Genomic DNA, 12,679 nt, shown 5'->3' on the forward strand with positions numbered 1-12,679 from the left:
CTAATACAACAAATCATTCTTCTGGATGAGGTAAAAGTTCTACAGGAAAGAATTCCAGGCGATAGCGATACAGCGCAACAGGTCGAGAAGCGGCCTGAAAGTAATCTGGATCTTGGGGTGAAAGATAGACCGCAGTAACTTGATCTGCCTCAATTGTAGGATTATTTGTTGGCAATTTATGGTAAGCAGTTGTAGACTCTACAGAATTAAAATAAGGGACAGAACCACCTTTAAAGAGTTGTTGAAATACTTCCGCCGTGATGTATCTATGCTCAGAACTATTTTCTGTAGCGCGTGCTGTCACAATAGAGACTAATTGCCGTTCTCCACGTAATAATGTGATTTGCCGATTCGGAGATTCTGGATCTACTTTGACAGATAATACTGCTTGCTCACCTAAATAAGCTTTAGCTAAATTCAAGCTATTAAATGCTCTATCCGCTACTAAAATCGTTGAAAAATTATTGATTTTAGGAATCAATTTTAAACCAACTGTGACTGATGGTTTTTGTTTAATAAACCTAACAATAAAACTTACAGGTTGGTTAAGTTGTTGACGGTTACTTTCAAACCCAGGTGTAACAATATCTGGCGCTAAAGGTGCAACTAAATCGACCAATGTACTTGTAACTTTCCAAGTCCCAGCCATCCATTCAGGATAAGCTAAATCACCTTCAGCTGGTTGCATAGAAGTTAAATTTTCCCACTGGGGAAAGTTAGTCAAGCGTTCTGATAACTCACCTGCATCTGCACTTCCATACCATCCCAGCAAAAATAAAACAATTAAGCAAAAACGGTAAATTATCTTCATAATTTGTTATTCGTAATTAAAAAATTGGTTATTCAGTTCATTTTCTGGAACAAAATAATAAATAAAATATAAATTTAACCTGTATTTATTGCAGTAGATAGGTTTTCAGGTTGTGAGACTTTCTATAAAACTGGGGTTTTGATCATTTACCATAAAACTAACGCAAGAACCAAAAATTTACACTAATCTTATGAAAGTAGGCAATTGCTCACAAAAAGTTTACCTGCATGTTTGCCTAAGATAAAGATTAAATTTACACACAAGAAAATTAGATAAAAAAAAATCTGTATAAATATCCAAAACTAAGTAATTAGATTTAAAATTCTGTACAATGTCGAAAAAAAGATATCTGGGCATCTAAATCCCGCATAAATATCCAAATGCGGTAATTAACCGCTTAAATCCTATCTAATCAATGTTTGTTTTCTGAAGGGGTGACAAAGCGGCTGAAGCCAAGAAAATAGAGGAGCGTGACCGTTTTGGGGTAAAAAAAGATAGGTCAGGTATTCTCAACAAGACCTATCAAATGATAATGTTACCTAAATTCTACCAAAACTGCTTTCAAAATGTACTGACACCCGCACAGTACAAGATGCTAGAAATCTTACTAATGCTATTGCAATTTCATAAAACTGTGACAATTGAGAAACTAGCAACAGTATTTCCACAACCGATAAAATTTGAAAGTCGGAGGCGGAGTATACAAAGATTTTTACTACTACCTCAGTTGTCGATTCCATATCTGTGGTTTCCCCTGCTCAAACGATGGGTGAAAAATAGTCTGAAAAGAGGAGAGAAACGGCTAATATTTGCGATTGATAGAACACAATGGCGTTCACAAAATGTATTTGTAATTAGTTTAATAGAACAAAAAAGAGCAATACCTGTGTACTGGCTATTGTTACCTAAAAAAGGATGTAGCAATTTGGGAGAGCAGAAAAAATTAATTCGTCCACTATTGCAGTTATTTAAGGGATATCAAATGCTGGTACTGGGAGATAGAGAATTCCACAGTATAAAACTAGCAAATTGGTTACATAGCAAGGGCATTGACTTTGTATTGCGTCAGAAACAAGGTATTTATATTCGGCAAGAAAACCAATCACACCAACGCTTACAATCTTTGGGATTAACTCCTGGCATCTCGTTTTTTTTGACAGGGATTCAAGCAACTAAACAGAAAGGGTTTGCCAATTTTAATCTCGCCGGATATTACAAGCGCAAATATCGTGGAGTTGTTGAGCCTGCTGGCTGGTTTTTATTAACTAACCTTGATAGTCTCAAAGATGCCATTAAAGCATTTAAGTTGCGGAGTGGTATCGAAGCCATGTTTAAAGATTGTAAAACTGGAGGGTATAATCTCGAATCTACTTATGCTGATGGTCAACGTTTGATAGCACTGATTTTATTAATTGCTATTGCCTATACTTGTGCTATTTTAGTTGGTCGTAATTCTCGCTCCTCTGGACTACAAAAATATGTTGGTCGTCTGAAGGAGTTACAACGATTGCACCGCCGACATAGTGCTTTTTGGATTGGTTTGTATGGTCAGTTATGGGTAGGGGCAATGGAATTTTGGGCTGATTTAGCTCATGAATTGATGCGCCTCAAGCCCAGTAAACTGCCATATTTTCAACAAGGTCTACGGGCTATGACTCTTATCCAGTCTGCTTTATAACTTTTTTGTCACCCCTTCAGGTTTGTTTTATTGAGTTGTTTAACAGAAAGCAACTTCAGACATATCGATAGGATCTGAAAATTAGTGGTGTTAATACTTGTTAAAAAATAGCTTTTATGAATACTAAAACATTCAACTATGTTAAGTGGGGTTTTGTTGTAGCGTTAATCGGAACTGTGGCTACAGTTGCTACTGTTCCAGAAATTAGATGTAGCATAGGCTTGTTGGCAGATACCTGCACAATATCACAGCAAGAAGTTGAGCTTATTACACAAACAGAAATAGGAGAACCTTTAGCAGACGTTAAGCTTCAGGTTATTGCCAAAGGTTCCCCTGAGAACGATTATACCGATAGTAATGGTTATGCTAGGGTTAACATTCCCACTAAAGGTAAGGTTCGTGTCAACTTAAATAAAACTGGCTATCCACCTCAAAATTTTAATATTAACTTGGCAGTCTAGCAAGAGACAGTTAGGATTATTCGGTTGTCTAAATCTGGTCAACCTGAAGTTATTGCAACTCCAACAGCGCCTCCTATTACTGCTCTAACCTCTACCAATGGTACTACTCCAACACCTGAGACAGAACCTATTTCTACTCCTCAACCTGGTGATATTGGTCGTGTTGTTAGGAACGCTTCTTTAATAAATGAGGCAACCTGGACTGTTGAACCCTCTCCTGTAAATAGAGTTTTAACCTTCAAATTTTACGTTGAGGCTGCAAGTAATGGCGATAAAATTGGCAGTGTTAATGCAACACTTTTCCGGGAGGGGAAAGACATCTGCACTATTTCTGTGAGTTCTAAAACTTCTCCTCAGAGTGGAGGAGTGCATTATGAAGGGTCAAACTGCCAAGACACTTTAGTAAAAAATAGCGGAGCTACCTACGGAGCAAAAGTAAAAGTTTTAGAGATGACTCCCACAAAAATTTATTTAGATTATGTTGATGCAGTGCAGAAATAATTGAGTGTAAAGGTTAATCAAACCTATTGCTAGAAGATACTAGTACAACACGGCGGAAATAAAGATACCATTTCAAGTTAGTGAAAAGCTTGTGATATAAGCTTTTTTACTTTTTACTTTTTACTTTTGCCTTTTTACTTCCGCGTAGCGGTACTAGTTCCTTAAAAATTGGAATAAGAATGTTCACTCTAATTGCTGTTAAGTAGGTCGATGTTAAAAATTGTCGTCATGACAAGGCAGGAGGCAGAAGGGAAGAGGGTTTTAGATAATTTTACTTTTCGTTATATAGTTCGGTTTATTTGCACAGTTCTGACTTGAAAATACTTTGCGCTGAAATTAAGCAGAAAAAATGACGGTACAGACTGTGTTTGACAATCCGAACTCAAGTAAAGACAGGTTATTTCAATCAGGCAAGCGTTGGCGACGCAGTTTCTAGCTGAGTCAGTGAAACTTCATATCCTAGTTTTTGCAAACGTTTAACTAAACGTTTTTTTGTCGCCTCTGGCTTTTGTTTATCGAAATAATCACCTCCTAAATCTTGATAAGTCTCCTGACGCAAAATTAAGTAGTAGGCGATTTTTCAAATCGAATGTGCAACAGCGATTATCGCACTTTTCCATCCAGGGCTTGTATGAGTTGCTCGCGTTTGTCTTTTAAACGCTTGGATGCCAGTTCAGCCATCAGTTGTGGGTTAGTTTCTCCCTTGACAATAGCATCCAGTATCATTCTTGCTGATACTCCCATGACATCTGATACCACTGCCGCTAGTTTGATATTCGCCCCTTCTAACACCTTTTGGACTCGATTGACTAACGTTGCTCGCTCACGAATGAAATTTGTCCGATGGCGAATCAAGTCACGCAAATCCCTTTGCTCTATCGGTGGAATAAAACTAGCACGCAACAGTCCGTGCATCAGTAATTCTCCAATCCATTGAGCATCCTTGGTATCAGTTTTCCGTCCAGGTACGTTTTTGATGTGGTGACCATTCACCAGTAATACTTGAAAATTTGCCTCCAAGATATTAAATACTGGCCGCCAATACTCTCCCGTGCTTTCCATCGCTACGTGAGTACATTCCCTTGCCATCAACCAATCTGACAAATGTAGTCAATCCCTGGTCATTGTTCCAAATGTTTGAATTTCTTTGTGACAACCACCACTCGATTTGGGTGTGATTGCACAAGCCACTACTGTCTTTTTATGGACATCCAGACCTGCACAACGGGAATATACTATTTCCATAACTACCTCACCTGATCTTGGCGACAAGGCACAGTGTCCTGTTGATACCCATGAGTCATAATCTGACTTACGTGCTTTCCTCTTTAACAGGCGCAACAGTTACCGGTTCTTGCGGGTATCTGGTTCTGGCTATTTAACAGGCTTTTACGCACCAAGAACGAACGAACTCTGTAGAACACCATGCTCCTTTTATTATCCCTTTTTCATGCGTTCTGCTGTACGCAGTTCATGACGGCTACTTACGCCAATATCAATGTTGGGTTTCGCTGTCGCTTCACCCAACCTACAACTCGCAATGACATATCGTAAGTGATTAAGCGGACTTGATATGACTTATAGCTCTACTGGTAAAGGCTGCCAAATTTCGCCATATTTCTCTTTTAAATCATGCCAAGCTTCTACTTGGCCGGGTTCATATTCTCCTGGTTTTCCCCATTGCAAAAATAGGCTTAAAGCAGGTTCTTGTTTATCATCTAAAAAGCGAATTGCATAAGTTGTAAAGTTACCTCTTTTTGCTTCACCTGTTTCAAACTTTACCTGAGTAATTTTGTCCATATTGAGGTGAAATTCAAAGCCTTCGGTGTGCATATTGGCATATTTACCTTTAGGCAATTCGGCATAAAATAGTTTTTCTATGTTGCCGCGTGCTTCTAATACAGCAGCACTGCTGGTAACAATTAAACGCAAAGTTCCCAAAGTTTCACAAGCTTCTAAAAATTCTTTTAAATTTGCGCTCATAATTAATAATCCTTTGTCATTTGTCATGACTCATTTGTTGCCTATTTTTCATATCTTTCGTAAGCAGCGACAATTCGCTGAACTAGGGGATGACGCACTACATCTTTTTGGGTGAATTCGCAAAAACCAATGCCTTCGACGTGCTTTAAAATGTCTAAAGCGACTGATAGACCTGATTGTTGATTATGAGGCAAATCTGTTTGTGTGGTATCGCCTGTAATCACCATCCGCGAACGAAAACCCAATCGCGTCAAAACCATTTTGATTTGTGCAGGTGTGGTATTTTGAGCTTCATCCACTATTATGAAAGCATGATTTAGGGTGCGTCCGCGCATGTATGCGAGTGGTGCAACTTCAATAATGCCGCGTTCCATTAAATTGGGGACTTTTTCAGCATCAATAAATTCGTAAATTGCATCGTAAAGTGGACGCAAATAAGGGTTAATTTTTTGCTGTAAGTCTCCTGGTAAAAAGCCCAATCTTTCACCGGCTTCTACTGCGGGACGAGTCAAAATCAGTTTTTCTACTTGGTTGGCGAGGAGTGCTTGAACTGCGACAACAACAGCCAGATAAGTTTTACCTGTACCCGCTGGCCCGGTGCAGAAGGTAACATCACGTTTGCGGATGGTTTCAATGTACTGTCGCTGACGAAATGTTTTGGCGCGGACTTCATCACCGCGACGGGTTTTAGCCAGAACATCTCGACGTAATTCTTGTAATTCGTCTTCCCGATCGCTATCTAGGGCTTGACGGGCTGTTAGAATATCGGCACTGGAAATATTGTTGCCTTTAATCCACAAGTCTTCTAGTGATCGCACTAACCGCGATGCTAAATTAATTTGTGCATCTGTGCCAGTAATCTGTAATTCCTGTCCCCGTAGTACTAACACCGCGCCTGTTTGCCGAGACAGGATTTTGAGATTTTCTTCACCATCACCTGCAAGAGCGATCGCACTGGGAATATTTGGCAGCTGAATCTTTAAAGCATCTGCCATAGTTATTTCTTAAATGTGTGATGAGTTATTTTTAACAACGGTCTCAGTATCTTTCGGATTTTTAATTAACTTTATTTTTACATTATTTTCTGGTGATTCGTCATTTTTACTGGCTAATGACTATTTCACATAGTTATTTTTGCTGTTTTTTCTAGTTAAAGTAGAGACGCGATCGCGTCTCTACTAGGTTGAGGTTGAAATTAATTAAGCTTTCAAACCCTTATTAACGAACACCTTTACGTGCAGCTTCTGCTTTCCGCTTGCGGCGCAAACTGGGTTTTTCGTATCTTTCCCGGCGTTTAACTTCAGATAATATCCCGGCTCTTTGAATTTTCTTTTTAAAACGTCTTAGTGCCGAGTCAATTGTTTCATTTTCACCTAGACGAACTTCAGCCACTCCCTATTTTCACCCCCTGACAGAGATATTTAGAAGTTGCATTCAAAAATAGCATTTAGAAATTAGGTCAATGAGAGGAGGCACAATGCAGAAAGATTAAGTTTCAGACTTCATCTTTCATACTTCATACTTTTTCTCCCTCATCTTCCTTTCTTTTTAGTTTAAACCTAGCGAAAACGAGGTTTAGCAATAGGTCTAGGCCCATTGTCCCCGCCTCTTTCCCTAGTTTTTGGCAGTGGCGGGCGCTCTTCGCGGTCTTCATCAAAAGAGATACCATCTCGCCCCATAGCACTGCTGCCATAGATATCCAGGTAGACTGATTGTCCAGCAAGTTCCGCAGCGGCGGCCATTACTGTCCGAATCGCCTGAATATTGCGTCCGCCTCGACCAAATACTTTGCCTTTATCTTCACTGTCAAAGGCAATGCGAATCCAAGCCTTTTTCAGGGTGTGAGAAATTTCACAATCAACGCTTAAAGTCTTTGGAGATTCTAAAAACGGCTGCATCAAAAATTTAACTAGTCCAACGTAGTTGGGATTAGTTGTCAGAAGAAATTGTGTGTTTTCGTTATGATACGGGTTTTGCACTGACCTGTTCAAGAACATTAGCTTTTACTAGGATGCGACGTACTGTGTCAGTGGGTTGTGCGCCTTGTTGTAGTCGCTTGACGATGCTGGGAACGTCTAGTCTTACTTCATCGGTTCTGGGGTTGTAAAAGCCCAGTTCTTCTAAAGGACGACCATCTCGGCGAGAGAGGTTATTCATGGCGACAATGCGGTAGCTCGCTTCCCGCTTTTTTCCGTATCGCTTCAAGCGCAGTTTGATCATGTTGAAGAATCGTTCTCCTGTTTATATGGATTTTTTGCAGCGGATACATCAGGGAAATAACTGAGCGAAAGTGCCTTTGTTAATAAATTCCCATACTGAAATGCCTATTTTAACACTTGATTAGTGTTTACGGCTATTGGTCAAGAGTCATTAGTCATTGGTTATGAGCAAAGGACTAATGACCAATAATTAAAGATTTCCAAAACCTTTTTTCTTTTTATCTTTAGGTTTTTTCTTTTTGCTGCCGCTGCCGCCACCGCCACCAGTGTAACCGCGCCATCCAGGGGCGGAGGGACGGTTGCCTGCTCCGGCAAAGGCGCTGCCCATACCACCACCGCCAAACATACCTCCAGGCATACCGGGGAAGTTACCTTTGCCCATTTGCTGCATGAGCGATCGCATTTTTTGGAAGTCTGACACCAGCTTGCTGATATCTGCTTCTTTGTAACCAGAACCACTGGCTACCCGTCGTCGCCGACTGGGAGAACTTGCCAATAAATCTGGGTCTTGGCGTTCTTGCTTGGTCATGGAATTAATCATCGCTTCGCAGCGTTTTAGCTGAGTTTCTCCCTGCTTCAGTTGATCATCGGAAAGCTTACCCATACCGGGGATCATCTTGAGAATGCCTCCCAAGGAACCCATATTTTTCAACAAACGCAGCTGTTTGAGAAAGTCAGTAAAGTCAAACTTCGCTGATAGAATTTTCTCCTGCATTTGCTCGGCATCTGCCAAGTCAATTTCTTCTTGGGCTTTTTCTACCAAGGTCAGCACATCGCCCATCCCCAAAATCCGTGATGCCATGCGTTCGGGGTAGAAAGGTTGTAGGGCTTCGACTTTTTCCCCAATACCAACAAATTTGATGGGTGCGCCGGAAATCTGCCGGACTGATAACGCCGCACCACCACGGCTATCACCGTCTAATTTGGTGAGAATTGCCCCAGTAATCCCGATTTGCTCGTGGAAGGTGCGGGTGAGGTTGGCGGCTTCTTGACCAGTCATTGCATCCACCACTAACAAAGTTTCGTGGGGTTGGACTGTGGCTTTGATGCGGGCTAATTCCGCCATCATGTCTTCGTCGATTTGCAGACGACCAGCGGTATCGATGATGACGGTGTTGACACCTTCGGCTTTGGCGCGTTCTAAACCTTGGCGGGCGATTTCTACTGGGTCAGCGTCACTGCCTAAATCGAATACGGGTACGTCAATTTGTTTACCCAAGGTGATCAACTGATCAATAGCGGCTGGGCGATATATGTCTGTGGCGACTAATAAACAGCTACGATCTAATTTACGCAGATGTAAAGCTAACTTGGCGGTGGCGGTGGTTTTACCAGTACCTTGCAACCCAGCCATCAGCACAACGGTAGGCTTTTGTTCAGCTTCCGCCAGGGGAATGTTTTCTTCCCCCATCACTTGTACTAGTTCATCGTAGACAATTTTGATGAACTGCTGGTCAGGGCGCACGCCAGAAATTACCTCGGCTCCCTGCGCCTTGGCTTCAACTTCGCTAATAAAATCTTTGACTACCTGGAGGTTGACATCTGCTTCCAACAAAGCGCGGCGGACTTCTCGCAAAGCGTCTTGAATGTTGGATTCCGAAATTTTATCTTGACCCCGTAGTTTTTTCCAGGCGGATTCTAAACGGTCTGCTAATGCGTCAAACATATCTTAGTTACAAGTAGTTAGCCAATAGGGAAGCCTGAATCGCCAAACAGCGATGCAGAATTTCCGGTAGAATTTGAACGTGCTATCTACCAGCTTAGTAGTTTTCACTCCGACTTGAACAACTGGATACCTACTGATGTTAGGGTGGTCAACCGTCTTTTGTGTGTAAAGTCTGATTTTAGTGGTTTGTTGAAGTGTGTGCGTATTGAACGAGCGCCAAAAAATCTTTTCGGAAGAACATAAAATAAAAACTCTTAATTGGAGATATGTGCCATTAAATTTTCTACTGTCTCAGCATCATTTGGTAATGCGGCTGTTAAAACTTCGCTACCCTCAGCGGTCACTAAAACATCATCTTCAATGCGGATACCTCGGACATCAGCAAACTGAGATAAACGCTCCCAATTCAGGACATTTTGATATTTAGCGCGATTGTCAGCATAATTTAAAATCGCTGGGACTTGATAAAATCCCGGTTCAATTGTGACTAACATTCCCGAATCTAGGGGACGATTGAGACGCAGATAACTTAAGCCAAAGCGATCGCTTCTTGTCCTACCATTTTCATATCCGGCTAAATCTCCCAAGTCTTCCATATCATGCACATCTAAACCGAGTAAATGCCCAATTCCGTGGGGAAAAAATAAGGCATGAGCATCTATTTCGACTAAATCTTCCGGTTTACCTTGTAATATGCCTAAATCCACTAAACCTTCGGTGATAGTAGTCGCAGCTAATAAATGAATATCCCGATACTCTACACCAGGGCGAATCTGAGCAATGCAAGCATCATGAGCCGCTAAAACAACATCATAAATATCTCGTTGTGTGGGGGAAAACTTACCGGAAACAGGCCAAGTTCGTGTAATATCAGCCGCCCACCCCATTTCTGTTTCTGCACCTACATCAGCAAGCAGTAAATCACCGGGTTGTAGTGGGTGATGATATGCTTCGTTATGCAAAACTTCGCCGTGAACAGTGACAATACTGTTGTAAGAAGTGGTCATGTTCTGGGCAATAATTACCCCTTCCATTACCGCCCTGACTTCTGCTTCTCGTTTCGCTTTGGGGGTGGCGGCCATACCCGCTTTGTGTGCAGCAACACTCACCGCCGCAGCTTGACGTAATTCTGCTAAGGCTTCTGCATCGTGGGTGAGGCGTAAAGTCACAATTGCCTTGGCTAGTTCTAAATCTAACCCTGCCAAGTTAGATGGTGAAGCAATCTCTCTGTGCAGAATTTGAGCCTGCACAAGGCTGGTGCGATAATTCTGCACCGGAATTGAGGCTGCACCACTCCCCCGATGTTTCAACTCGGATAGGGTTCTGGCTACATCTGCGCCGATTTTGGCAGCAATTTCTTCGCGTTTGGGTGTTTCCCCATGCCATAAGGCGCTACCTGGTTCGGGATCATCCATGAATAACTCTAGCTTGCCTGCGTCTAGATGGATGGCGGCATTGTGTAAGGGTAATCCAGCAAAGTACAGGAAATGGCTGCTGGCGCGAAATGGATAGGTATTAGCTCTAAAGTTGCGGGGGCTGTTGCTGCCTGACCAAAGAATTACCGGGAAATCAATTAACTGCGCGAGTTTTTCTCTTCTGTGGCGTAGGGTATCGCTGAGGTTGTTGGAGATATTGTGTAGAAGCATAAAAATAAAAATAAATCAGAATTCAGAATGTTCTAACCACGAAGAGAGAGGTGAATGATTTTGGATATTTAATCCTAGATTAAATCACAATTTTACGTAGGTTTAAAACATATATTATACATTTATGTAATTTGGATCATATTTACACCAGGGAGTTAATTTTAGCTTTATTTATGGCAAATATTTGGGAATTATAAGAAAGGTTATATAAGGGTCATATTTTATTCAAGATAGATACATAAATATGAAAAACTTACCAGATGTACTACTGCGCTTATTTTTTGGTGGTGCTTTGTTTGCACTTGGTATAGCTATTCTACAGTATGGCTCTGGAGGTTCAATTGTTAATTGTCAAGCCACTCAGTCGAAAACAGCATCTTGTACAACAACTGAACGTTTAGCATTTAGTCAAGAGATAATCGAAGAGAAAACTATTGATAATATTGCTCAGGGAAAAGTTGCCATCATTAATGCTACACGCTCAGATGTAGATGGTACTGCTCAGGATATACAGTTTTTTCGAGTGTTGGTGGTTACGAGAAAGGGTGTTAGTTACCAAATTGGTCAAGATGGAAAAGATCCCGCTGAAGCTGAAGCCGTTGCTGAAAAGATTAATTTTTTAATCCAGAATCCAAATACTTCACCAATTCAATTAGATTATTCCTCTAAAACGATGAATTGGTTGGGTTGGGGAGCGATCGCATTGGGAGTAATTGTGTCTCTTTTTATGCGTACTGAGCAACGTTCTATATGACTGACAGAGTGATAAAGTAGTGAGTCGAGAAAGAGCGATCGCTGACTTACTTACTCAATCAACTTCCCAAATAACTCTATGAGACAAATCATTACTCAGGTTGATGCTTTTACCAATAAACCTTTTGCGGGGAATCCTGCGGCTGTGTGTGTTTTGCCTGCACCAAAAAGCGATCGCTGGATGCAGCAGGTAGCACAGGAGATGAATTTGTCGGAAACGGCTTTTTTGGTGAAACAGGATGATGGCTTTAGTCTGCGTTGGTTTACGCCAGCGGTAGAAGTCCCGCTTTGTGGTCATGCAACTTTAGCCAGCGCCCACGTACTGTGGTCTGAAGGACATTTATCAAAGGATGAAGTGGCTCGATTTCATACCAAAAGTGGGTTATTGATTGCCAAGTTACAAAATGAATGGATTGAGCTAGATTTTCCGGTAAATAACTCACAAGTGGCGAAAGCACAACCGGAACTTAGTACAGCTTTAGGTGTAAATTACAATGCGGTTTACCAAAATTCCCTCGGTTATCTCGTAGAAGTAGAATCTGAGGATGTAGTACGGCAAATGCAGCCAAATTTTCAACTTCTCAAAACATTGCCTGTACATGGGGTAATCGTTACTAGTAAAGTTCATCCAGGCTCAGAATATGATTTTGTTTCGCGCTTTTTTGCTCCAGCCCTCGGCATTGATGAAGATCCAGTGACAGGAGCCGCCCATTGTTGTTTAGCACCATTTTGGCGCGATCGCTTGCATAAAAATACTTTCTTGGCTTATCAAGCATCTAGTCGGGGCGGTGTCGTCAAGTTGTATTATGATGGCGGCGATCGCGTACTCCTTTCTGGTCAAGCAATTACCATATTACAAGGTGAACTTACTAGTTTTTGAAACAAAAAGTAAAATTTAGCGGCAAGATTGTAGTGATTTACACTTAAAAACCTGTATAATACAACGTTAAGTATCATCTAA

16 protein-coding genes are annotated in these 12,679 nt (G+C 41.3%); 5 read left to right on the forward strand and 11 right to left on the reverse strand.

Annotation, left to right across the window (positions count from 1 at the left end; genetic code table 11):
* Positions 1-13: 13 nt before the first annotated feature.
* The gene (locus NOS7107_RS19000; RefSeq protein ID WP_015114567.1) at positions 14-811 is read right to left on the reverse strand and encodes a DUF6816 family protein; all 798 of its coding nucleotides are present in this window, start codon (positions 809-811) and stop codon (positions 14-16) included.
* 532 nt (positions 812-1,343) lie between these two features.
* Between NOS7107_RS19000 and NOS7107_RS19005 the strand changes: the two genes are divergently transcribed.
* The 3 genes from NOS7107_RS19005 (at position 1,344) to NOS7107_RS19015 (ending at position 3,451) form a co-directional block, all read left to right on the forward strand.
* Complete coding sequence (locus NOS7107_RS19005; RefSeq protein WP_015114568.1) at positions 1,344-2,489, forward strand: IS4 family transposase; 1,146 nt, start codon at positions 1,344-1,346, stop codon at positions 2,487-2,489.
* A 116-nt stretch (positions 2,490-2,605) separates the two neighbouring features.
* Positions 2,606-2,950 (forward strand): hypothetical protein, encoded by a 345-nt coding sequence (locus tag NOS7107_RS19010; RefSeq protein WP_015114569.1) that lies wholly within the window; start codon positions 2,606-2,608, stop codon positions 2,948-2,950.
* Between the two features lie 24 nt (positions 2,951-2,974).
* Positions 2,975-3,451 carry a hypothetical protein gene (locus NOS7107_RS19015; RefSeq protein ID WP_015114570.1) on the forward strand — a complete coding sequence of 159 codons (477 nt, stop codon included), beginning with the start codon at positions 2,975-2,977 and terminating at the stop codon, positions 3,449-3,451.
* A gap of 406 nt (positions 3,452-3,857) precedes the next feature.
* Here the strand turns inward: NOS7107_RS19015 and NOS7107_RS29185 are convergent, their stop codons facing one another.
* The 10 genes from NOS7107_RS29185 to NOS7107_RS19055 form a co-directional block, all read right to left on the reverse strand.
* Complete coding sequence (locus NOS7107_RS29185) at positions 3,858-4,010, reverse strand: hypothetical protein (protein ID WP_157374151.1); 153 nt, start codon at positions 4,008-4,010, stop codon at positions 3,858-3,860.
* A gap of 44 nt (positions 4,011-4,054) precedes the next feature.
* On the reverse strand, positions 4,055-4,540 hold the full coding sequence (locus NOS7107_RS29190; RefSeq protein ID WP_216594389.1) for a transposase: 486 nt from the start codon (positions 4,538-4,540) through the stop codon (positions 4,055-4,057).
* Positions 4,541-4,561: 21 nt separating this feature from the next.
* Entirely contained in the window at positions 4,562-4,696 is a 135-nt protein-coding gene (locus NOS7107_RS29735) for a hypothetical protein (protein ID WP_301280981.1), read from the reverse strand.
* A gap of 333 nt (positions 4,697-5,029) precedes the next feature.
* Positions 5,030-5,434: a ChuX/HutX family heme-like substrate-binding protein gene (locus tag NOS7107_RS19025; RefSeq protein ID WP_157374248.1), complete on the reverse strand. Its 405-nt coding sequence runs from the start codon at positions 5,432-5,434 to the stop codon at positions 5,030-5,032.
* Between the two features lie 41 nt (positions 5,435-5,475).
* Positions 5,476-6,429, reverse strand: coding sequence for a PhoH family protein (locus NOS7107_RS19030; RefSeq protein ID WP_015114572.1), 954 nt, complete (start codon positions 6,427-6,429; stop codon positions 5,476-5,478).
* A 223-nt stretch (positions 6,430-6,652) separates the two neighbouring features.
* On the reverse strand, positions 6,653-6,826 hold the full coding sequence (rpsU, locus tag NOS7107_RS19035; protein WP_015114573.1) for a 30S ribosomal protein S21: 174 nt from the start codon (positions 6,824-6,826) through the stop codon (positions 6,653-6,655).
* A gap of 167 nt (positions 6,827-6,993) precedes the next feature.
* Positions 6,994-7,431, reverse strand: a complete 438-nt coding sequence (locus NOS7107_RS19040; protein ID WP_015114574.1) for a KH domain-containing protein — start codon at positions 7,429-7,431, stop codon at positions 6,994-6,996.
* Positions 7,394-7,654, reverse strand: coding sequence for a 30S ribosomal protein S16 (rpsP, locus tag NOS7107_RS19045; RefSeq protein ID WP_015114575.1), 261 nt, complete (start codon positions 7,652-7,654; stop codon positions 7,394-7,396). Before rpsP ends, NOS7107_RS19040 begins: the two co-directional genes overlap by 38 nt.
* A gap of 189 nt (positions 7,655-7,843) precedes the next feature.
* Positions 7,844-9,319, reverse strand: coding sequence for a signal recognition particle protein (gene ffh, locus NOS7107_RS19050; RefSeq protein ID WP_015114576.1), 1,476 nt, complete (start codon positions 9,317-9,319; stop codon positions 7,844-7,846).
* A gap of 254 nt (positions 9,320-9,573) precedes the next feature.
* Complete coding sequence (locus tag NOS7107_RS19055; RefSeq protein WP_015114577.1) at positions 9,574-10,965, reverse strand: aminopeptidase P family protein; 1,392 nt, start codon at positions 10,963-10,965, stop codon at positions 9,574-9,576.
* A gap of 244 nt (positions 10,966-11,209) precedes the next feature.
* On the opposite strand from NOS7107_RS19055, the gene NOS7107_RS19060 reads away from it, so the two are divergent.
* Together NOS7107_RS19060 and NOS7107_RS19065 are read left to right on the forward strand one after the other, a co-directional pair.
* Positions 11,210-11,719 carry a hypothetical protein gene (locus tag NOS7107_RS19060; protein WP_015114578.1) on the forward strand — a complete coding sequence of 170 codons (510 nt, stop codon included), beginning with the start codon at positions 11,210-11,212 and terminating at the stop codon, positions 11,717-11,719.
* A gap of 78 nt (positions 11,720-11,797) precedes the next feature.
* A complete protein-coding gene (locus NOS7107_RS19065) occupies positions 11,798-12,598 on the forward strand; it encodes a PhzF family phenazine biosynthesis protein (RefSeq protein ID WP_015114579.1) in 801 nt (266 codons plus the stop codon).
* The last annotated feature ends 81 nt before the right edge of the window (positions 12,599-12,679 follow it).

This window comes from Nostoc sp. PCC 7107, assembly GCF_000316625.1.
In the GTDB taxonomy this organism is placed as follows: Bacteria; Cyanobacteriota; Cyanobacteriia; order Cyanobacteriales; family Nostocaceae; genus Nostoc_B.

Bases quoted from the DNA above. Each gene is read 5' to 3' on its own strand.
- NOS7107_RS19010 (WP_015114569.1), top strand. From the start codon at position 2,606: ATGAATACTAAAACATTCAACTATGTTAAGTGGGGTTTTGTTGTAGCG.
- NOS7107_RS19060 (WP_015114578.1), top strand. From the start codon at position 11,210: ATGAAAAACTTACCAGATGTACTACTGCGCTTATTTTTTGGTGGTGCT.
- NOS7107_RS19055 (WP_015114577.1), bottom strand. From the start codon at position 10,965: ATGCTTCTACACAATATCTCCAACAACCTCAGCGATACCCTACGCCAC.
- NOS7107_RS29190 (WP_216594389.1), bottom strand. From the start codon at position 4,540: ATGGCAAGGGAATGTACTCACGTAGCGATGGAAAGCACGGGAGAGTAT.
- ffh (WP_015114576.1), bottom strand. From the start codon at position 9,319: ATGTTTGACGCATTAGCAGACCGTTTAGAATCCGCCTGGAAAAAACTA.
- NOS7107_RS29735 (WP_301280981.1), bottom strand. From the start codon at position 4,696: ATGGAAATAGTATATTCCCGTTGTGCAGGTCTGGATGTCCATAAAAAG.
- NOS7107_RS19025 (WP_157374248.1), bottom strand. From the start codon at position 5,434: ATGAGCGCAAATTTAAAAGAATTTTTAGAAGCTTGTGAAACTTTGGGA.
- rpsP (WP_015114575.1), bottom strand. From the start codon at position 7,654: ATGATCAAACTGCGCTTGAAGCGATACGGAAAAAAGCGGGAAGCGAGC.
- NOS7107_RS19005 (WP_015114568.1), top strand. From the start codon at position 1,344: ATGTTACCTAAATTCTACCAAAACTGCTTTCAAAATGTACTGACACCC.
- NOS7107_RS19030 (WP_015114572.1), bottom strand. From the start codon at position 6,429: ATGGCAGATGCTTTAAAGATTCAGCTGCCAAATATTCCCAGTGCGATC.
- NOS7107_RS19000 (WP_015114567.1), bottom strand. From the start codon at position 811: ATGAAGATAATTTACCGTTTTTGCTTAATTGTTTTATTTTTGCTGGGA.
- NOS7107_RS19065 (WP_015114579.1), top strand. From the start codon at position 11,798: ATGAGACAAATCATTACTCAGGTTGATGCTTTTACCAATAAACCTTTT.
- NOS7107_RS19040 (WP_015114574.1), bottom strand. From the start codon at position 7,431: ATGTTCTTGAACAGGTCAGTGCAAAACCCGTATCATAACGAAAACACA.